At 66.4% G+C, this 20,012-nt stretch carries 15 protein-coding genes and 3 rRNA genes; 15 read left to right on the top strand and 3 right to left on the bottom strand.

The genetic code is table 11. From position 1 onward, the window contains the following. The first annotated feature begins 34 nt into the window (after positions 1 to 34). The 4 genes from HJD23_RS17275 to proC all read left to right on the top strand — a co-directional run bounded on the left by HJD23_RS17275 (position 35) and on the right by proC (position 3,485). A complete protein-coding gene (locus HJD23_RS17275) occupies positions 35 to 826 on the top strand; it encodes a class I SAM-dependent methyltransferase (RefSeq protein ID WP_171109093.1) in 792 nt (263 codons plus the stop codon). Between the two features lie 140 nt (positions 827 to 966). Further along, entirely contained in the window at positions 967 to 1,791 is an 825-nt protein-coding gene (locus HJD23_RS17270) for an ABC transporter ATP-binding protein (protein WP_171109090.1), read from the top strand. Then, positions 1,788 to 2,567, top strand: coding sequence for an ABC transporter permease (locus tag HJD23_RS17265; RefSeq protein ID WP_171109088.1), 780 nt, complete (start codon positions 1,788 to 1,790; stop codon positions 2,565 to 2,567). Before HJD23_RS17270 ends, HJD23_RS17265 begins: the two co-directional genes overlap by 4 nt. 105 nt (positions 2,568 to 2,672) lie before the next feature. Then, the gene (proC, locus tag HJD23_RS17260; RefSeq protein ID WP_171109086.1) at positions 2,673 to 3,485 is read left to right on the top strand and encodes a pyrroline-5-carboxylate reductase; all 813 of its coding nucleotides are present in this window, start codon (positions 2,673 to 2,675) and stop codon (positions 3,483 to 3,485) included. Between the two features lie 42 nt (positions 3,486 to 3,527). Here the strand turns inward: proC and trpS are convergent, their stop codons facing one another. Continuing rightward, positions 3,528 to 4,553, bottom strand: a complete 1,026-nt coding sequence (trpS, locus tag HJD23_RS17255) for a tryptophan--tRNA ligase (protein WP_171109084.1) — start codon at positions 4,551 to 4,553, stop codon at positions 3,528 to 3,530. 750 nt (positions 4,554 to 5,303) lie between these two features. Here trpS and HJD23_RS17250 point away from each other — a divergent pair. From HJD23_RS17250 to HJD23_RS17200, 11 genes are all read left to right on the top strand, one after another. Continuing rightward, a 16S ribosomal RNA gene (locus HJD23_RS17250) occupies positions 5,304 to 6,821 on the top strand. A gap of 280 nt (positions 6,822 to 7,101) precedes the next feature. Next, positions 7,102 to 10,222: ribosomal RNA gene (locus HJD23_RS17245) — 23S ribosomal RNA — on the top strand. A gap of 85 nt (positions 10,223 to 10,307) precedes the next feature. Next, positions 10,308 to 10,424, top strand: a 5S ribosomal RNA gene (rrf, locus tag HJD23_RS17240). The 16S, 23S and 5S rRNA genes sit together here, the layout of an rRNA operon. Positions 10,425 to 10,486: 62 nt before the next feature. Next, on the top strand, positions 10,487 to 11,131 hold the full coding sequence (locus tag HJD23_RS17235) for an HAD family hydrolase (protein WP_171112702.1): 645 nt from the start codon (positions 10,487 to 10,489) through the stop codon (positions 11,129 to 11,131). 66 nt (positions 11,132 to 11,197) lie between these two features. Next, positions 11,198 to 12,415, top strand: a complete 1,218-nt coding sequence (locus HJD23_RS17230; protein ID WP_171112700.1) for an MFS transporter — start codon at positions 11,198 to 11,200, stop codon at positions 12,413 to 12,415. Then, positions 12,366 to 13,541, top strand: coding sequence for an acetoin utilization protein AcuC (locus HJD23_RS17225; protein WP_171112698.1), 1,176 nt, complete (start codon positions 12,366 to 12,368; stop codon positions 13,539 to 13,541). The genes HJD23_RS17230 and HJD23_RS17225 overlap by 50 nt, the downstream gene beginning before the upstream one ends. A 187-nt stretch (positions 13,542 to 13,728) precedes the next feature. Further along, entirely contained in the window at positions 13,729 to 14,559 is an 831-nt protein-coding gene (locus HJD23_RS17220) for a phosphatase (protein WP_171112696.1), read from the top strand. Between the two features lie 134 nt (positions 14,560 to 14,693). Continuing rightward, positions 14,694 to 14,909 (top strand): helix-turn-helix domain-containing protein, encoded by a 216-nt coding sequence (locus HJD23_RS17215; RefSeq protein ID WP_141316280.1) that lies wholly within the window; start codon positions 14,694 to 14,696, stop codon positions 14,907 to 14,909. A 154-nt stretch (positions 14,910 to 15,063) separates the two neighbouring features. Beyond that, positions 15,064 to 15,162, top strand: coding sequence for an AURKAIP1/COX24 domain-containing protein (locus HJD23_RS17210; protein ID WP_003948845.1), 99 nt, complete (start codon positions 15,064 to 15,066; stop codon positions 15,160 to 15,162). Between the two features lie 211 nt (positions 15,163 to 15,373). Next, a complete protein-coding gene (locus HJD23_RS17205) occupies positions 15,374 to 16,435 on the top strand; it encodes an NAD-dependent epimerase/dehydratase family protein (protein ID WP_171112694.1) in 1,062 nt (353 codons plus the stop codon). A gap of 14 nt (positions 16,436 to 16,449) precedes the next feature. Then, positions 16,450 to 17,529 carry a lysophospholipid acyltransferase family protein gene (locus tag HJD23_RS17200; protein ID WP_171112692.1) on the top strand — a complete coding sequence of 360 codons (1,080 nt, stop codon included), beginning with the start codon at positions 16,450 to 16,452 and terminating at the stop codon, positions 17,527 to 17,529. A gap of 95 nt (positions 17,530 to 17,624) precedes the next feature. Here the strand turns inward: HJD23_RS17200 and HJD23_RS17195 are convergent, their stop codons facing one another. Beyond that, positions 17,625 to 18,863 (bottom strand): DUF5667 domain-containing protein, encoded by a 1,239-nt coding sequence (locus HJD23_RS17195; RefSeq protein ID WP_171112690.1) that lies wholly within the window; start codon positions 18,861 to 18,863, stop codon positions 17,625 to 17,627. Between the two features lie 246 nt (positions 18,864 to 19,109). After that, positions 19,110 to 19,880 (bottom strand): ECF subfamily RNA polymerase sigma factor, BldN family, encoded by a 771-nt coding sequence (locus tag HJD23_RS17190; RefSeq protein WP_171112688.1) that lies wholly within the window; start codon positions 19,878 to 19,880, stop codon positions 19,110 to 19,112. Positions 19,881 to 20,012: the final 132 nt, after the last annotated feature.

Genomic DNA, 20,012 nt, shown 5'->3' with positions numbered 1-20,012 from the left:
CCCTCCCCGGCCCCACCCCGGCCACCATGTCCCCATGGCCACCTCAACGACGCCCCCGCCCCCCTCCCACCCCTCCCGCGCCCACTCCTTCAACGCCGTCGCAGCCCAGTACGCCGCGAACCGCCCCTCCTACCCGCCCGCCCTCTTCGACGCCATCGAGGAACTGGCCGGGCGGCGCCTCGCCGGTGCGCGTGTGGTGGACGTCGGCGCCGGTACGGGCATAGCCACCGCCCTGCTGCACGGCCGGGGCGCCGACGTGGTGGCCGTCGAGCCCGGGGACGGCATGTCCACCCACTTCCGCCGCACCCGCCCCGGCATCCCGATCGTCCGCGGCGACGGCAACGCCCTCCCCCTCACCGATGCCTGCGCGGACTTCGTCACCTACGCGCAGGCCTGGCACTGGACGAACCCCAACCGCGCGCTGCCGGAGGCCTTCCGCGTACTGCGGCCGGGCGGCGCACTGGCGCTGTGGTGGAACCGCGATGCCGAGGGCGTCCCCTGGCTCGCCGCCCAGGCAGAGCGGATCAAGCAGCACTACGGCGACCCCCTCGCGGTCCAGCCGGACACCCCGGACCCCGGCACGGACCCTTCCGGCAGCGCCGTCCCGACCCCGGACTACGCCCGCCGAGTCGTCCGCTGGAGCCGCCGCGTCCCCCTCGACACCCACCTCGCCAACCTCGGCAGCCACTCGATCCTGCTGGTCAACGGCACGGAACGCAGCGAGGCCTTCCTCACCGAGGAGCGACACCACCTCCTGCAGGTCTTCCCGGACGGATTCGTCGACGAGATCTACGACGTGGAACTCCTGGTCGCCACCGCCCCCTGATCCCGCCAGACGGCGGGTCAGCCCCTCTCACCTCCAGCCCCGATCCCCTCAGTCGACGGCGCTGCACCCTCACCCCGCCACCTGCGCAGCCGAACACCCCTGACTTGACGCCACCAACCCCCAGGAGGATTATTCATCGCATGATGAATTACTCGGCGGACCCACCCCACCCCACGGCCGGCCAAACCGCCCCCGGAACCACCCACACCCCCGCCATCCACGCCGAAGACCTCACCGTCGTCCGCGGCCCCCGCACAGTCCTGCGCGCACTGAACTTCACCGTCCCGCGCGGCCAGATCACCGGCCTCCTCGGCCCCTCCGGCTGCGGCAAGTCCACCCTCATGCGCGCCATCGTCGGCACCCAGGCCAAGGTCACCGGCACCCTCGACGTCCTCGGCCGCCCCGCAGGCCACCGCACCCTGCGCACCCGCATCGGCTACGTCACCCAGGCCCCCTCCGTCTACGACGACCTCACCGTCCGTCAGAACCTCGACTACTTCGCCGCGATACTCGACCCCGGGCGCACGACCGCCGACCGCTGCCACGACGTCGACCGCGTCCTCACCGACGTCGACCTCACCAGCCATGCCGACGCCCTCGCCGGCAACCTTTCCGGCGGCCAGCGCAGCCGCGTCTCCCTCGCCGTCGCCCTCCTCGGCACCCCCGAACTGCTGGTCCTCGACGAACCCACCGTCGGCCTCGACCCCGTCCTCCGCCGCGACCTGTGGAACCTCTTCCACGCCATCGCCGCCGACCGCGGCGCCACCCTCCTCATCTCCTCCCATGTCATGGACGAGGCCGAGCGCTGCCACCGCCTCCTCCTCATGCGCGAGGGCGAGATCCTCGCCGACGACACCCCGGACGCCCTGCGCGCCCGCACCGGCGCCGAAACGGTCGAAGCCGCGTTCCTGCACCTCGTGGACGAGGCGAGCGCCGCGGCCCGCAACAAGGAGACGACCCGATGACCACGACCACGGCGACCGCACCCGCCCCCACCAGCGCCCTGAACGCATCCCGCACCACCGCGACCGCCGCCCGGGTCCTGCGCCAACTCCGACACGACCCGCGCACCATCGCGCTGATGATCCTCATCCCCTGCCTGATGCTGATCCTGCTGCGCTACGTCTTCGACGGCAGCCCGCGCACCTTCGACAACATCGGCGCGTCCCTGCTGGGCATCTTCCCGCTGATCACCATGTTCCTCGTGACGTCCATCGCCACCCTGCGCGAACGCACCTCGGGCACCCTCGAACGCCTCCTCGCCATGCCTCTCGGCAAGGGCGACGTGATCGCCGGCTATGCCCTCGCCTTCGGCACACTCGCGATCATCCAGTCCGCCCTCGCCACAGGTCTCGCCCTTTGGTTCCTCGGCCTCGACGTCACCGGCTCCCCCTGGCTGCTCCTGCTGGTGGCCCTGCTCGACGCGCTCCTCGGCACAGCCCTCGGCCTCTTCGTCTCGGCCTTCGCGGCCTCGGAATTCCAGGCGGTCCAGTTCATGCCGGCAGTGATCTTCCCCCAGCTCCTCCTCTGCGGCCTCTTCACCCCGCGCGACAACATGCACCCCGTCCTGGAGGCCATCTCCAACGTCCTCCCCATGTCCTACGCCGTCGACGGCATGAACGAAGTCCTCAAGCACACCGACATGACGGCCAACTTCATCCGCGACGCCCTGATCGTCGCGGGCTGCGCCTTGCTCGTCCTCACCCTCGGCGCGGCGACGCTGCGACGCCGAACCGCATGACCCAGGTGGGCGAGCCACATCCCGCCCACCGGACAACCGAGCCCGTCACCCGCGCCCGGTGCGAGGATGAATCCGGACGACGCAACCCCCGGAGGGCCCCGCACCATGACCCAGAAAGTCGCAGTCCTCGGCACCGGCAAGATCGGCGAAGCCCTGCTCAGCGGAATGATCCGCGCCGGCTGGACCCCCGCCGATCTCCTGGTCACCGCCCGCCGCCCGGAGCGGGCCGAGGAACTCCGCACCCGCTACGGAGTCACCCCGGTCACCAACCCGGAAGCCGCGAAGACCGCCGACACCCTGATCCTCACGGTCAAACCGCAGGACATGGGCACCCTCCTGGACGAACTCGCCCCCCACGTCCCCGCCGACCGCCTGGTCATCAGCGGCATGGCAGGCATCACGACCGCCTCCCTCGAAGCGCGCCTCGCCGCCGGCACCCCGGTCGTCCGCGTCATGACGAACACGCCCGCCCTCGTCGACGAGGCCATGTCCGTCATCTCCGCCGGCACCCACGCCAGCGAAGCCGACCTCGCCCACGCCGAGGAAATCTTCGGCGCCGTCGGCAAGACGCTCCGCGTCCCCGAGTCCCAGCAGGACGCCTGCACGGCCCTGTCCGGCTCCGGCCCGGCGTACTTCTTCTACCTGGTCGAAGCCATGACCGACGCCGGCATTCTGCTCGGCCTGCCCCGCGACAAGGCCCACGACCTCATCGTCCAGTCCGCGATCGGCGCGGCCACCATGCTCCGCGACAGCGGCGAACACCCGGTCAAGCTCCGCGAGAACGTCACGTCCCCCGCCGGCACCACCATCAACGCCATCCGCGAACTCGAGAACCACGGCGTACGAGCCGCCCTCATCGCCGCCCTGGAAGCCGCCCGCGACCGCAGCCGCGAACTCGCCTCCGGCAACAGCAAGTGACGCCGGCCGCCCCCTGCCCAGGGGCGGCCCAAGCCCGACCCCCTACGCGGTCACCTCGATATCGGCAGTCGCAGCCGCCGGCAACAACCCGATCGCCCGATACGCCGCATCCACCGTCGGCCGGGCCATCGCCCGAGCCCGCTCCGCACCATCCCGCAGCACCCCCTCCACGTAGCCAGGATCCGCACACAGCTCCCGGTGCCTCTCCTGCACGGGCCTCAAGACCTCGACCACGGCCTCCGCGGTGTCCTTCTTCAAGGCGCCGTACGACTCATATACACCGCTCAGGCCCGATGGGTTCCCACCCGTGCACGCCGCCAGAATCTCCAGCAGATTCGCCAGCCCCGGCCGCCCGTCCCGGTCGTACACGACCTCCCGCCCACTGTCGGTAACGGCCCGCATGACCTTCCTGCGCACCACATCCGGCTCATCGAGCAGATAGACGATCCCCGGCCCGGAATCGTCGCTCTTGCCCATCTTCGACGTCGGATCCTGGAGGTTCATCACCCGCGCCGCGACCTGCGGAGACGTCGCCCGAGGCACCACGAACGTATGCCCGTACCGCTGGTTGAACCGCACCGCCAGATCCCGCGTCAGCTCCACATGCTGCGTCTGGTCATCCCCCACCGGCACCTCGTCGGTCCCGTACGCCAGGATGTCCGCCGCCATCAGCACGGGATACGTCAGCAGCGACAGCCGCACACTTCCACCCCGCGCCCGCTCGCGCGCGGCCTTCTCCTTGTACTGGATCATCCGCCGCATCTCACCGTCGGTCGCCACGCACTCCAGCAGGTACGACAGCCGCGCGTGCTCATCGACATGACTCTGTACGAAGACGGTGCACCGCTCCGGATCCAGCCCCGCCGCCAGCAACAACGTCGCCGCCTGCCTACTCAGTCGACGCACCCGCGCCGGATCGTGCTCCACGGTCAGCGCATGCAGATCGACGATGCAGAACAACGCGTCCGCCCGTTGCTGGTCCACCTCCACCCACCGTCGCATCGCCCCGAGGTAGTTCCCCAGCGTCAGATGCCCGGTCGGCTTGACCCCACTGAAGACCCGCGTCATCTCTTCTCCACCTCCTGGTCGAGGCCGCCGTCCCCGGTCGGCCGACCCTCTGGAGCTCTGGAGGGAGATACGAGAACGGCCGCCGAGGCGGCGGCCGTTGAGTGCATACGTGAGTACGGCCGCCGTCAGGCGGCCCACCACAGCTGGGTACACGTACGCGTAGTCACGTCCCCCAGAGTACGCCTCCCGGGTGCGGTCGGGGACCTGAGTTGACACGCCCCAGGCAGGTACGTAGTGTTCTCCGAGTTGTCCGACGTGAGCGCCGACTCCGGTCGGTCCCCGGACAGCCATTCCGCGAGTACCAACCACTCTCGACGAGCAGTCGATCCGTCGCTCTGCTGTCGTGTCATTGGTATGCGTATTTGCGGAATGAGGAATCCGCGTTCGAAAGAACGCAGCCCCCGATTAGCTCGGGAGCGAGGAATCCGCTAAAGTCTCACTCGTCGGAACGGCCCAGGGGCCGGGAAGACAAACCCCGCTGACTGGGGATCAGGTCGAGAAAGGATCTGATAGAGTCGGAAACACCGAAGGGAAGCGCCCGGAGGAAAGCCGCGAGAGAGTATCTCGGGTGAGTACGAAGGAAGCGTCCGTTCCTTGAGAACTCAACAGCGTGCCAAAAGTCAACGCCAGATATGTTGATACCCCGACACCGGGAAGTTTCCTGGTGGCGAGGTTCCTTTGAAAAAATACAGCGAGGACGCTGTGAACGGTCGGATCATTCCTCTGACTGTTCCGCTCCCGTGAAAAGCATTCACGGAGAGTTTGATCCTGGCTCAGGACGAACGCTGGCGGCGTGCTTAACACATGCAAGTCGAACGATGAACCGGCTTCGGCCGGGGATTAGTGGCGAACGGGTGAGTAACACGTGGGCAATCTGCCCTGCACTCTGGGACAAGCCCTGGAAACGGGGTCTAATACCGGATACGAGTCCCTGCCGCATGGTGGGGGTTGGAAAGCTCCGGCGGTGCAGGATGAGCCCGCGGCCTATCAGCTTGTTGGTGAGGTAACGGCTCACCAAGGCGACGACGGGTAGCCGGCCTGAGAGGGCGACCGGCCACACTGGGACTGAGACACGGCCCAGACTCCTACGGGAGGCAGCAGTGGGGAATATTGCACAATGGGCGCAAGCCTGATGCAGCGACGCCGCGTGAGGGATGACGGCCTTCGGGTTGTAAACCTCTTTCAGCAGGGAAGAAGCGCAAGTGACGGTACCTGCAGAAGAAGCGCCGGCTAACTACGTGCCAGCAGCCGCGGTAATACGTAGGGCGCAAGCGTTGTCCGGAATTATTGGGCGTAAAGAGCTCGTAGGCGGCTTGTCGCGTCGGTTGAAAGCCCGGGCTTAACCCCGGGTCTGCAGTCGATACGGGCAGGCTAGAGTTCGGTAGGGAGATCGGAATTCCTGGTGTAGCGGTGAAATGCGCAGATATCAGGAGGAACACCGGTGGCGAAGGCGGATCTCTGGGCCGATACTGACGCTGAGGAGCGAAAGCGTGGGAGCGAACAGGATTAGATACCCTGGTAGTCCACGCCGTAAACGGTGGGCACTAGGTGTGGGCAACATTCCACGTTGTCCGTGCCGCAGCTAACGCATTAAGTGCCCCGCCTGGAGTACGGCCGCAAGGCTAAAACTCAAAGGAATTGACGGGGCCCGCACAAGCGGCGGAGCATGTGGCTTAATTCGACGCAACGCGAAGAACCTTACCAAGGCTTGACATACACCGGAAACGGCCGGAGACGGTCGCCCCCTTGTGGTCGGTGTACAGGTGGTGCATGGCTGTCGTCAGCTCGTGTCGTGAGATGTTGGGTTAAGTCCGCAACGAGCGCAACCCTTGTCCCGTGTTGCCAGCAACTCTTCGGAGGTTGGGGACTCACGGGAGACCGCCGGGTCAACTCGGAGGAAGGTGGGGACGACGTCAAGTCATCATGCCCCTTATGTCTTGGGCTGCACACGTGCTACAATGGCCGGTACAATGAGCTGCGATACCGCGAGGTGGAGCGAATCTCAAAAAGCCGGTCTCAGTTCGGATTGGGGTCTGCAACTCGACCCCATGAAGTCGGAGTCGCTAGTAATCGCAGATCAGCATTGCTGCGGTGAATACGTTCCCGGGCCTTGTACACACCGCCCGTCACGTCACGAAAGTCGGTAACACCCGAAGCCGGTGGCCCAACCCCCTTGTGGGGAGGGAGCTGTCGAAGGTGGGACTGGCGATTGGGACGAAGTCGTAACAAGGTAGCCGTACCGGAAGGTGCGGCTGGATCACCTCCTTTCTAAGGAGCACTTCTCACCAACCTCGGTTGGTCAGAGGCCAGTACATCAGCGAACGTCTGATGCTGGTTGCTCATGGGTGGAACGTTGACTACTCGGCACAGATGGTTTGGATGGGTTCGCTAGTACTGCTTCGGCGTGGAACGTGGACATCATCGACTGGCTGTGTCGGGCACGCTGTTGGGTGTCTGAGGGAATGATCCCTCGGGAGAGCCGGGGTCCGAGTAGTTGGCGGGCGACTGGTCGTTGTTTGAGAACTGCACAGTGGACGCGAGCATCTGTGGCCAAGTTTTTAAGGGCGCACGGTGGATGCCTTGGCACCAGGAACCGATGAAGGACGTGGGAGGCCGCGATAGTCCCCGGGGAGTCGTCAACCAGGCTTTGATCCGGGGGTTTCCGAATGGGGAAACCCGGCAGTCGTCATGGGCTGTCACCCGCTGCTGAACACATAGGCAGTGTGGAGGGAACGCGGGGAAGTGAAACATCTCAGTACCCGCAGGAAGAGAAAACAACCGTGATTCCGGGAGTAGTGGCGAGCGAAACTGGATGAGGCCAAACCTGCGACGTGTGAGACCCGGCAGGGGTTGCGTCGTGGGGGTTGTGGGATCTCTCTTCTGTTGTCTGCCGGCAACAGGGCGAGTCAGAAACCGTTGATGTAGGCGAAGGACATGCGAAAGGTCCGGCGTAGAGGGTAAGACCCCCGTAGTCGAAACGTCAGCGGCTCGTTTGAGAGACACCCAAGTAGCACGGGGCCCGAGAAATCCCGTGTGAATCTGGCGGGACCACCCGCTAAGCCTAAATATTCCCTGGTGACCGATAGCGGATAGTACCGTGAGGGAATGGTGAAAAGTACCCCGGGAGGGGAGTGAAATAGTACCTGAAACCGTGTGCCTACAAGCCGTGGGAGCGTCGCATGCAAGCTTGCTTGTGTGTCGTGACTGCGTGCCTTTTGAAGAATGAGCCTGCGAGTTTGCGGTGTGTTGCGAGGTTAACCCGGGTGGGGTAGCCGTAGCGAAAGCGAGTCCGAAGAGGGCGTTTTAGTAGCACGCTCAAGACCCGAAGCGGAGTGATCTAGCCATGGGCAGGTTGAAGCGGAGGTAAGACTTCGTGGAGGACCGAACCCACCAGGGTTGAAAACCTGGGGGATGACCTGTGGTTAGGGTGAAAGGCCAATCAAACTCCGTGATAGCTGGTTCTCCCGAAATGCATTTAGGTGCAGCGTCGTGTGTTTCTTGCCGGAGGTAGAGCACTGGATAGGCGATGGGCCCTACCGGGTTACTGACCTTAGCCAAACTCCGAATGCCGGTAAGTGAGAGCGCGGCAGTGAGACTGTGGGGGATAAGCTCCATGGTCGAGAGGGAAACAGCCCAGAGCATCGACTAAGGCCCCTAAGCGTACGCTAAGTGGGAAAGGATGTGGAGTCGCACAGACAACCAGGAGGTTGGCTTAGAAGCAGCCACCCTTGAAAGAGTGCGTAATAGCTCACTGGTCAAGTGATTCCGCGCCGACAATGTAGCGGGGCTCAAGCGTACCGCCGAAGTCGTGTCATTGCAGCATGAGGGCCAACGCCCGCTGTGATGGGTAGGGGAGCGTCGTCTGCCGGGTGAAGCAGCACCGGAAGGTAGTTGTGGACGGTTGACGAGTGAGAATGCAGGCATGAGTAGCGATACAAACGTGAGAAACGTTTGCGCCGATTGACTAAGGGTTCCTGGGTCAAGCTGATCTGCCCAGGGTAAGTCGGGACCTAAGGCGAGGCCGACAGGCGTAGTCGATGGATAACCGGTTGATATTCCGGTACCCGCTGTGAAGCGTCAAACATCGAATCCAGTGATGCTAAGCCCGTGAAACCGCCTGCCCTCAGCTTTGCTGTGGGTGGGAGTGGTGGAGCCGGTGACCCGAGCTGGTAGTAGGTGAGTGATGGGGTGACGCAGGAAGGTAGTCCATCCCGGGCGGTGGTTGTCCCGGGGTAAGGGTGTAGGCCGTGCGATAGGTAAATCCGTCGCACTTGTGGCTGAGACCTGATGCCGAGCCGATTGTGGTGAAGTGGATGATCCTATGCTGTCGAGAAAAGCCTCTAGCGAGTTTCATGGCGGCCCGTACCCTAAACCGACTCAGGTGGTCAGGTAGAGAATACCGAGGCGTTCGGGTGAACTATGGTTAAGGAACTCGGCAAAATGCCCCCGTAACTTCGGGAGAAGGGGGGCCACATCCGGTGAGAGCACTTGCTGCTTGAGCTGGGGGTGGCCGCAGAGACCAGCGAGAAGCGACTGTTTACTAAAAACACAGGTCCGTGCGAAGCCGTAAGGCGATGTATACGGACTGACGCCTGCCCGGTGCTGGAACGTTAAGGGGACCGGTTAGCTCCATTTCGGTGGGGCGAAGCTGAGAACTTAAGCGCCAGTAAACGGCGGTGGTAACTATAACCATCCTAAGGTAGCGAAATTCCTTGTCGGGTAAGTTCCGACCTGCACGAATGGCGTAACGACTTCTCGACTGTCTCAACCATAGGCCCGGTGAAATTGCACTACGAGTAAAGATGCTCGTTTCGCGCAGCAGGACGGAAAGACCCCGGGACCTTTACTACAGTTTGATATTGGTGTTCGGTTCGGCTTGTGTAGGATAGCTGGGAGACTGTGAAAGCCATACGCCAGTATGGTGGGAGTCGTCGTTGAAATACCAGTCTGGTCGTGCTGGATGTCTAACCTGGGTCCGTGATCCGGATCAGGGACAGTGTCTGATGGGTAGTTTAACTGGGGCGGTTGCCTCCTAAAGGGTAACGGAGGCGCCCAAAGGTTCCCTCAGCCTGGTTGGCAATCAGGTGTTGAGTGTAAGTGCACAAGGGAGCTTGACTGTGAGACCGACGGGTCGAGCAGGGACGAAAGTCGGGACTAGTGATCCGGCGGTGGCTTGTGGAAGCGCCGTCGCTCAACGGATAAAAGGTACCCCGGGGATAACAGGCTGATCTTCCCCAAGAGTCCATATCGACGGGATGGTTTGGCACCTCGATGTCGGCTCGTCGCATCCTGGGGCTGGAGTCGGTCCCAAGGGTTGGGCTGTTCGCCCATTAAAGCGGTACGCGAGCTGGGTTTAGAACGTCGTGAGACAGTTCGGTCCCTATCCGCTGTGCGCGTAGGAGTCTTGAGAAGGGCTGTCCCTAGTACGAGAGGACCGGGACGGACGAACCTCTGGTGTGCCAGTTGTTCTGCCAAGGGCATGGCTGGTTGGCTACGTTCGGGAGGGATAACCGCTGAAAGCATCTAAGCGGGAAGCCTGCTTCGAGATGAGGACTCCCACCTCTTTAAGAGGGTAAGGCTCCCAGTAGACGACTGGGTTGATAGGCCGGATATGGAAGCACGGTAACGTGTGGAGTTGACCGGTACTAATAGGCCGAGGGCTTGTCCTCAGTTGCTCGCGTCCACTGTGTTGGTTCTGAAACCACGAACAGTCCCGCCCCGTGAGGGTGGTCCGGCTGGACAGTTTCATAGTGTTTCGGTGGTCATAGCGTGAGGGAAACGCCCGGTTACATTCCGAACCCGGAAGCTAAGCCTTACAGCGCCGATGGTACTGCAGGGGGGACCCTGTGGGAGAGTAGGACGCCGCCGAACAATTTTTGGGAAAGCCCCCGCATCGGATGATGCGGGGGCTTTCTGCGTTTAGGGTCTGGAGCATGCGCTATGACTTGGTCATCTTCGACAACGACGGTGTTCTCGTCGACAGTGAGCCGATCTCCAACCGGCATCTGGCGGCCTATCTCACCGAGTTGGGGCATCCGACGACGTACGAGGACTCCATTCGGGACTTCATGGGGTCCGCGATGCATCGGATCCATGAGCTGATCGAGGAGCGTACGGGGCTGCGGTTGCCGGCCGAGTTCGACGAAGTCTTTCACGCGCGGGTCTTCGCCGCGTTCGAGCGGGAGTTGACTGCGGTGAGCGGGGCCGGGGAGGTGCTGGAGAAACTGGCCGCGGACGGGGTGCCGTACTGTGTGGCCTCCTCGGGGAGCCATGAGCGGATTCGGGTGGGGCATCGGGTGGCCGGGCTGGAGCGGTGGTTCGACGACGGGCGGATCTTCAGCTCGCAGGATGTGGGACGGGGGAAGCCGGCACCGGATCTGTTCCTGTACGCGGCGGAGCGGATGGGGGTCGCGCCGGAGCGCTGTGTGGTCGTCGAGGACAGCCCGCGCGGGGTGCAGGCGGCCGTGGCGGCCGGGATGGATGTGTACGGGTTCACGGCCATGACGCCGGCCGGCAAGCTGGTGGGAGCAACCGGACTCTTCGCCGACATGGGGGAGTTGGCCGACCTGCTCAGATGAAGCTGAGCGCAATTCATCTTTGGCTGGATATACCCAGCGGTACGCCGGGGCCCTACGCTCGCCGCCATGACTCGTGTGCTGCGGCGCGGTAGGGCCTCGTTGGCGTTCGGCTTCTTCGCGCAGGGGGTGGCCTTTGCCCTGCTGGTGACGCGGATTCCGGCCATCCAGGACCGGTACGGGGTGTCCGACGCGTTGCTGCCGGCGTTTCTGGCCGCGGTGCCGGTGCTGGCCGGGGTCGGGAGCGTGGTGACCGAGCGGATGGTGAAGCGGATACCGCCCAGCTCGGTGCTGCGGTGGTCCCAGCCCGTTGTGCTCCTGGCGCTGGTCGGAGTGGGCGCCGGGGAGCGGATGGTGGTGCTGGGGGTGGCGCTGGCCGCGTTCGGGCTCGCCGTGGGGGCGTTGGACGCCTCGATGAACATGCTCGGGGTGAGCCTGCAGCGGTCGTACGGGCGCAGCATCATGCTCGGGTTTCATGCCGCGTACAGCCTCGGGGGGATCGTCGGGGCCTCGCTGGCGTGGGTGGGGGCGCACTGGGAGCTGGCGCTGGTCGTGTCGTATCTGCCGGTCGTGGGGGTGTTGTTGCCGGCTGCGCTGGTGGGGAGCCGGTGGTACGTCGATGGGGGCGGCCGGGGCTCGGGTGGTGTGGCCAGTGGGGGTGAGGCCGGGAGTGTCGCCTTCCGGGCGTTGCTGCCGTTGTGCCTGGTGATGACCTTCGCGTACATCGGGGACGCGACCGTTTCCAACTGGAGCGCGAAGTATCTGCAGGATGTGCTGGGGAGCTCGGAGCAACTGGCGACGGTTCCGTACAACGTCTACATGGTCACGACGCTGGTGGGGCGGGCTCTGGGCGACTTCGGGGTGCGGCGGTTCGGGGCCGTGGGGGTCGTACGGAGTGGGGGGGTGGTCGCCGCGGTGGGGTTCGCGGTAGTGGCCGGGGCGCCTGGGGCGTGGGTCGGGATGGTCGGGTTCACGTTGCTGGGGCTGGGGTTGTGTGTGTTGGTTCCGCAGACGTTCGCGGCGGGTGGAAGGTTGTTTCCGGGGGCTTCGGATGCGGCCGTGGCGCGGCTCAATGTTTTCAACTATGTGGGCTTTTTGGTCGGTTCGCCGTTGGTGGGGGCGTTGGGGGATGCCTGGAGCTATCGGGGGGCGATGCTCGTGCCGATGGTGTTGGTGCTGGTGACACTCGTGTACGCCCGGTCGTTCGCCGCTCAACCGGACCGATACGGTGGCGGGCATGAGCGGCCGCGCACAGCTGATGTGGGACGAGGCAGTAACGGGCTATGACTTCGGGCCGGACCATCCGATGGATCCGGTTCGGCTGGCGTTGACCCGGAGACTGGTCGAGGCGTTCGGGCTCGATCGTGAGATGGATGTCGTGGCCGCGAAGGCGGCGGGGGAGTCGACGCTACGGCTGGTTCACCGGGAGGACTACATCGCGGCGGTGAAGGCCGCGTCGGTGGATCCGGGGGCGGCCGACCAGTCGTACGGGCTGGGGACGTTGGACGATCCGGCGTTCGTCGGGATGCATGAAGTGTCGGCTCTTATCGCCGGGCAGTCGGTGGGGGCGGCGGAGGCCGTGTGGCGCGGGGAGGCGTTGCACGCGGTGAACTTCGCGGGTGGGCTGCATCATGCGATGCCGGCGGCGGCGTCGGGGTTCTGCATTTACAACGATGCCTCGCTGGCTGTCGCCCGGTTGCTGGAACTGGGAGCCGAGCGGGTCGTCTATGTGGATGTCGATGTGCATCACGGGGACGGGGTGCAGGCGGCCTTCTGGGACGATCCCCGGGTTCTGACGATTTCCTTGCACGAGCATCCTCGGACGCTGTTTCCGCAGACCGGGTGGCCGGAGGAGACGGGGGCGGAGGGGGCCGCGGCGGGATCGGCGGTGAATGTGGCGTTGCCGGCCGGGACGGGGGACGCCGGGTGGTTGCGGGCGTTTCATGCGGTGGTGCCGGAGCTGGTGGCCGAGTTCCGGCCGCAGGTGTTGGTGACTCAGCATGGGGCCGACACGCATTTCGAGGATCCGTTGGCGCACTTGGCGGTTTCCCTGGATGCGCAGCGGGCTGTGCAGGTCGCCTGCCACGAATTGGCGCATGAGTACGCCGAGGGGCGTTGGGTGGCGCTGGGCGGCGGCGGCTACGCGGTGGTGGAGGTGGTGCCGCGGTCCTGGACTCATCTGGTGGGGATCGTGGCGGGGCGGGAGGTGGCGCCCGAGGCGATGATTCCCGAGGAGTGGCGGCACGAGGTCTTTGCCCGGACTCGGCAGCTGGCGCCGGTGCGGATGACCGATGGGCGGTGGCCGGTGTCGTGGCGGGGCTGGGAGGCCGGGTACGACCCTGCGGATCGGCTGGATCAGGCGGTGCTGGCCACTCGGCGGGCGGTGTTTCCGTTGCGGGGGCTGCTGGCGTAGGGGTTGCTGGGCCGGTTGGGTACGACTGCCCGCAGGTACGACTGTCCGCACCGCAGGTACGGACTGTCCGCAGGTTACGACTGCCCGCAGTGCGCAGCCGCTGGCATCGCCATACCCGTTACGCCAACCGAGCCCCCTTCCCCCATTCCCACCCCACCCCCCACCCGCCATCCGTCACCATCCCCCCATGCCCACCCCCACCACGCCCCGCCGAGCTCACCTCAGATCGCACCTCCTGGCCGCCCGGCTGGCCGGCCCTGTCGCCACCTCCCGGGAAGAGAGCCTGCGCAGCTATCGGGCCTTCGCGGCCCGCGATCCCCGGCTGTTGATCGGGATTGACCCCGAATGGGCTTGGACCGAGCGGGATTTGATCGGGTTGATGGCGGACAGGTGTGGGGTATCCAGCGATCCGAGGTGCGTCTCCGGTCAGGATGTGATCGACCCGGAACTGACCCTCGCCGCGCTGGAAGCTTTCTCGGAACGGCTCGCCGTAGTCGCACAGCGTGGTGCGCCCGTGTTGCTCGGGACCGGTCACCCGCACCGGCTGCTCGGTTTCTACGGCGCCTTGGCGGACGCCTTGTCGGCGGCCGGATGTGCCGTCCTCACCCCGGCGAAGGGTCGCTCTGTCGACATAACGACTAGGTTCGGCCTACGCACGTACGACCTTGATTACGTACGAGGCGTTGCGCTGGTGCGGGAACCCGGCGCCCCCGGCTCCGGTTGTGCGACCGGCGCACACACCCATTCCCCCCTCCCGGTTCGGACCGTTCTGGCCGCGATCGCCGAGGCCGGCGGGACCCTCCCGGAGCTGGTGATCGGGGACCACGGATGGGTCTGCGGAGCAGGTCAGCTGGGGTTCGAGGCCATCGGTCTGGCCGACACGGACGATCCCGCGCTGTTCGTCGGCGAGGCCGAGGGGCGGTTGTCCGTCGTCGTTCCACTTGATGACGCTGTGCGGTCTGGTTACTACCGGCCGCTTACCCGCTACGTACTCAATCGGGCGTGTCTGTCACAGTAGGCCGCCGATGGGTGCACCTCTTCCCCACTCGCATCACCCGCCCCTAGTCTGGGGAGTGAGCACGCAGCGACGAAGAGTCACCGGAAGGGGAAGCCGGTGGCCGTCGAGTCGAGTGCGGAAGGTTCAGGTGTGTCATGGCTGCAGCTGGAGATCAGAGGCCTCTGAGTGAGGTTCAGTTCCTTACCGTGGCGGAGGTTGCCTCGGTGATGCGAGTGTCGAAGATGACCGTGTACCGGTTGGTGCACAGCGGTCATCTGCCCGCGATCAGGGTGGGGCGGTCCTTCCGCGTCCCCGAGAACGCGGTTCACGAGTACCTCCGCGACAGCTATGTGGGGGTGGAAACCGCCTGACGGCGATCCGGGGAGATCGAGTACAGGGCACTTTCGATCTCCCCGTGCACCTCGATTACGACCTCAGCGCTCGGGCGGGTAGGCTAGCCCCTCGTAGGTCGTGTGGGCCCATGGCGCCCAAACACCGAGTGATGAGAAGTGAGCGAGGGTAGTCGTGGGCTCTGTTATCAAGAAGCGGCGCAAGCGGATGGCCAAGAAGAAGCACCGCAAGCTGCTCAAGCGCACGCGCGTTCAGCGTCGTAACAAGAAGTAAGTAGCGAGAAGTAACGACGCACCGCAACGCCGCGAAAGCGTGGCTGTGGCCCCCCACCCCGTCCGGTGGGGGGCCACACGCATATCCCGGCGGAGCGATTTCCGCTCACTTGGTGCAGCGGGCGGTCATCACAGCGCAACGACAAACCGCTAAGTTGGCCGCAGACGGGGAACTCGGCAGCGGTACGAGGGCTGGAAGGAAGGCGCGGATCTTGGGCAAGGTCGTGCTCGTGACCGGAGTGGCCCGTCAGCTGGGGGGCCGGTTCGTCCGACGGATCCAGCGGGACCCGGACGTCGATCGGGTCGTCGCCGTGGACGCGGTACCGCCCGAGCATCATCTGGGCGGCGCGGACTTCATCCGGGCCGACATCCGGCAGCCCACCATCGCGCGCGTGCTGGCCGAGACGGCCGCCGACACGGTCGTCCACATGGACGTCACCGCCACCGCGCTGGGCAGCGGCAACCGGGCCACGGTCAAGGAGACCAACGTCATCGGCACGATGCAGCTGCTCGGCGCCTGCCAGAAGTCCCCGACCGTACGGCGGCTGGTGGTGAAGTCCAGCACGAACGTCTACGGCTCGGCGCCCCGCGACCCGGCCGTGTTCAGCGAGACGACCCCGCCCAAGTCGCTGCCCAGCGGCGGCTTCGCCAAGGACACGGTGGAGGTCGAGGGGTACGTACGCGGGTTCGCGCGCCGCCGGCCGGATGTGGCGGTGTGCGTGCTGCGGCTCGCCAACATCCTGGGCCCCTGCGCCGACTCACCGCTCGCCTCATACTTCTCGCTGCCCGTCCTGCCGACCGTCTTCGGCTACGACCCCCGGCTGCAGTTCGTGCACGAGGACGATGTGATCGAGGTACTGCGGATCGCCTCGCACGAGCCGCGCCGGGGCACCCTCAACAGCGGCACCTTCAACATCGCCGGCGACGGCGTCCTGCTGCTCTCCCAGTGCTCCCGGCGGCTCGGACGCCCCACCCTGCCGCTGCTGCTGCCCGCCGTCACGTGGGCCGGCTCACTGGTGCGTACCCTGGGCATGACGGACTTCTCACCCGAGCAGATCCGACTGCTGACCCATGGCCGGGTGGTGGACACGACCCAGATGCGCGAGACGCTGGGCTTCCAGCCGAAGTACACCACTGCGGAAACGTTCGCGGACTTCGCGCGCAGCCGCGGACCCGGACTCCTGCCGCCCGAGGCTCTTGCGGGGGCCGTCGACCGGATCGCCGCGCTGCCCGTCGCGGGCGGCGGCCACCCCCCGACGCAGAGCGCCAACTGAGGAGCGCATCAACGATGGCGGACGCCAAGGTCATTCCGTTCGACGACGACCGGTCCCGCGGGAGCGCCGTACAGCGGCCGCCGCGGCGCGGCCGGAGCGGGGGGAGCCGGCGGCCCGGCGGGGAGCCCGCACGGGTTCGCGAGGTGGGCGAGGTCCAGCCCCTGCCCAGCCGGACACGTGCGCAGGATGATGTCCCCGTGCATCACGAGGAACAGGGGCCGGACGAGCCCGAGCAGCAGCCGCTCCCCGACGAGGGCGGTCTGGAGAAACGCATCGCCTCCGGTCTCGCCTTCCTGCGCCGCCGCCTCACCGGCGACTACGAGGTCGACGACTTCGGCTACGACGCCGAACTCACCGACCACGTCCTGATGTCCCTGCTGCGCCCGGTGTACGAGAACTACTTCCGGGTCGATGTGAAGGGCATCGAGAACATCCCCTCCGAGGGCGGCGCCCTGATCGTCGCCAACCACTCCGGCACGCTGCCGCTGGACGGCCTGATGATGCAGGTCGCCGTGCACGACCACCACCCGGCCGGCCGTCACCTCCGCCTCCTCGCCGCCGACCTGGTCTTCGTCCTCCCGGTCGTCAACGAACTCGCCCGCAAGCTCGGCCACACCCTCGCCTGCGCCGAGGACGCCGAACGCCTCCTCGGGCAGGGCGAACTGGTGGGCGTCATGCCGGAGGGCTTCAAGGGCATCGGCAAGCCCTTCAGCGAGCGTTACAAGCTCCAGCGCTTCGGCCGCGGCGGCTTCGTCTCCACCGCGCTGCGCCAGGGCACCCCGATCATCCCGTGCTCGATCGTCGGCGCCGAGGAGATCTACCCGATGCTGGGCAACTCGAAGACGCTCGCCCGCCTGCTGGGTTTCCCGTACTTCCCGCTGACGCCCACGTTCCCCTGGTTCGGCCCTCTGGGCGCGATCCCGCTCCCCACGAAGTGGACGATCCAGTTCGGCGAGCCGATCCCCACGGACGGCTATCCGCCGGAGGCGGCCGAGGACCCGATGCTGATGTTCAACCTGACCGACCAGGTCAGGGAACAGATCCAGCACACCCTGTACAAGCTGCTGGTGCAACGCCGCTCGGTCTTCTTCTGACACGACGCCTGGCACGACGACTGACAGGACGCCTGATACGACGACGGGGGCGCCCCTCCCACAAGGGACGCCCCCGTCGTCGTACTAGCGGAAAGCTACTCGGCGTCCTCGGCATCGAGACCCAGCCCGGGCAGCAGCCCCGGGAGCAGCGGCGGCAGCGTGACGTCGGGCTCGGCCGTCGGCGGCTTGCTCTGCGACGGCGAGGCGCTGCCGATGTCCTTCGGCGGGTCGAGCAGGCCGCCGGTGTTGCCGCCGAGCAGGCCGTCGATCTCGCCGCCGGACTCGGCCGAGCGGCTCGGGCCGCCGCTGCCGGTGTCGCCGCCGTAGGAGGAGCCGCTGCCGCTGCTGGGGGCCGTCGAGCCGCGCCCGGACTCGGTGGTACCCGCGGCGGGCCCGCTGCCGGTGCCGCGTCGCTCGCTGTCGCCTCGGCTGCCGTCCTGGGCCGGGGGCGGCGGGAGCAGGGACTGCAGCGGGGCGACTTGCTGGTCTATGGCGGCGAACACCGACGACACCTGCTCACTGACGTCCCCGAGCTGCACCGGCAGCCGCTCGCGCAGGGCGCCCCAGGCCTCGCGGTGCGAGCGGGAGAAGGTGGAGAGGGCCTGGATGGGGCCCAGCGACTCGGGGTCGCGCTCGTACGCCGCGGTCAGCAGCCGGTGGCCCTCGGACGCGTCGTGCTTCATGCCGGACAGGGCGCGGCGGATCTCGCCGACCGACTCGTGGTCGAGGTGGCCGCCGCGACCGCGCTCCATCAGCCGACGGGCTTCGTTCAGCCGGGTGGACGCCTGGTCGAGGTACATCTGCCCGCGCTCGTCGTCGCCGTCGGCGAGACCGAGCTTGAAGTCCTCGATGCCGCGCTTGAGCCCGTACAGCGAGTCGCCGGGCAGGGCGTTCCCGCTGGCGGCGGCGACTCCGCCGAAGGCACTGGCGGCGACACCCACGCTGAGCCCGCCGGCGGTGAGGCCCTTGGCCAGGCGCGTACGCGGACGGAACTTGCCCAGCGGTGTGGCCCGGTGGGCGCCCCGGCCCCGCATGGACCGCTGCTCGGGCAAGGCCGGATCGGCTGCCGCCCCGCCGCCCTCCTGCAGCATGGCTTCGAACTGGGCCACCAGTTGCGCCCGCTGGACGACCTTGACCTCGGGATCCAGCTCCGGCTTGGGCAACGCGCCAAGACCGGCCGTGAGGGCCAACAGGCGGCCCTGCTCGGTCGGTTGTTCCGCAGCAGCCGGGGCCGATTCCTCGGACTGCTCGGCCGCCGTGCCCCGCTCGGACTGCTCCTCCAGGGCCTGGGCGAAGGCGTTCGCCCGCCGGTGCGCCGATACGTTCGCGATCACTGGCGGCACCTCCTCTCGTCATGACGGTCGACTCCCCAGGGGGTCCTGAGGGTTGCACGCCCCGGCCACAACCACACGATCGAGGGATGGGAGTCAGCCAGGGAGTGACCACAGGGAGCCTGCATCCCGCACAACGAGCGGCGCGGCACTTGGGTTACGGACGGAGGAGGAACGGACGGCGAAGCCAATGGCCTGTCACAGACGGTGAGTTGGAGATCGCTGAGTGTGTGTCTCGGTGCGCGGCGCTCAGCGCGCGTCGTCGGGGAGGAGGCGGGCGAGGGTGCGCACGGCGCGGTACTGGAGGGTCTTGATGGCGCCCTCGTTCTTGCCCATCACGCGGGCGGTCTCGGCGACCGAGAGGCCCTGGAGGAAGCGGAGCGTCACGCACTCCTGCTGCTGGGGGTTGAGCCGCCGTACCGCGTCCAGCAGGGCGGCGTTGGAGAGGGACTCCAGCACGGAGTCCTCGGGCGAGCGTTCGACCTCGTTGGCGTCGAGCATCTCGCCGGTGGTCACTTCCAGCCGGAAGCGACTGGACTTGAAGTGATCGGCGACCAGATTCCGCGCGATGGTGACCAGCCACGCACCGAAGTCGCGCCCCTGCCAGGTGAACGTGCCGATCCTTCTCAGTGCCCGCAGAAAGGTCTCACTCGTCAGATCCTCGGCGGTCGCTTTCCCTCCCACCCGGTAGTAGATGTACCGGTACACGGTGTCGCTGTACTGGTCGTAGAGCCGCCCGAACGCGTCGGCCTCGCCGGCCTGGGCGCGCTCCACGAGGTCCATCATCCGGGCGCTGTCGCTGTCGGCGGCCGGACGGCGTGCGGTGGCCGCTCCGGCCGAGCGGCCTCGTCTGCCGACCGCGGCGGTGCCGTCGGCCAGTGCATAGCACGGGCCGACCGGCGCGGCGGTGGTGAATGCGGGGACGGCATACGCGGTGGGGACGAAGCCGCGCAACAGGTCTTGGACCGTTGCGCGCAGCGTAGCCAGGCCCGAGGCGTCAACCCCGACGTGTGGGTACACGAGACTCCCAGAGGCAGAGCTTCCATCACGTGCAGTGCGGGACCTTTCACCCGTCGTAGCGACGGGAGGGGTACCGGTTTGCGTCTGAGGAGAATAACGCTTCGTGCAGGCGCTGCTACGCCCAGTTGCTCA

It is taken from the genome of Streptomyces sp. Z423-1, assembly GCF_013009255.1.
GTDB lineage: Bacteria > Actinomycetota > Actinomycetes > Streptomycetales > Streptomycetaceae > Streptomyces > Streptomyces gossypiisoli.
This window is presented reverse-complemented; position numbering and strand designations above follow the sequence as displayed.

Bases quoted from the DNA above. Each gene is read 5' to 3' on its own strand.
- HJD23_RS17275 (WP_171109093.1), top strand. From the start codon at position 35: ATGGCCACCTCAACGACGCCCCCGCCCCCCTCCCACCCCTCCCGCGCC.
- HJD23_RS17270 (WP_171109090.1), top strand. From the start codon at position 967: ATGATGAATTACTCGGCGGACCCACCCCACCCCACGGCCGGCCAAACC.
- HJD23_RS17265 (WP_171109088.1), top strand. From the start codon at position 1,788: ATGACCACGACCACGGCGACCGCACCCGCCCCCACCAGCGCCCTGAAC.
- proC (WP_171109086.1), top strand. From the start codon at position 2,673: ATGACCCAGAAAGTCGCAGTCCTCGGCACCGGCAAGATCGGCGAAGCC.
- trpS (WP_171109084.1), bottom strand. From the start codon at position 4,553: ATGACGCGGGTCTTCAGTGGGGTCAAGCCGACCGGGCATCTGACGCTG.
- HJD23_RS17235 (WP_171112702.1), top strand. From the start codon at position 10,487: ATGCGCTATGACTTGGTCATCTTCGACAACGACGGTGTTCTCGTCGAC.
- HJD23_RS17230 (WP_171112700.1), top strand. From the start codon at position 11,198: ATGACTCGTGTGCTGCGGCGCGGTAGGGCCTCGTTGGCGTTCGGCTTC.
- HJD23_RS17225 (WP_171112698.1), top strand. From the start codon at position 12,366: ATGAGCGGCCGCGCACAGCTGATGTGGGACGAGGCAGTAACGGGCTAT.
- HJD23_RS17220 (WP_171112696.1), top strand. From the start codon at position 13,729: ATGCCCACCCCCACCACGCCCCGCCGAGCTCACCTCAGATCGCACCTC.
- HJD23_RS17215 (WP_141316280.1), top strand. From the start codon at position 14,694: ATGGCTGCAGCTGGAGATCAGAGGCCTCTGAGTGAGGTTCAGTTCCTT.
- HJD23_RS17200 (WP_171112692.1), top strand. From the start codon at position 16,450: ATGGCGGACGCCAAGGTCATTCCGTTCGACGACGACCGGTCCCGCGGG.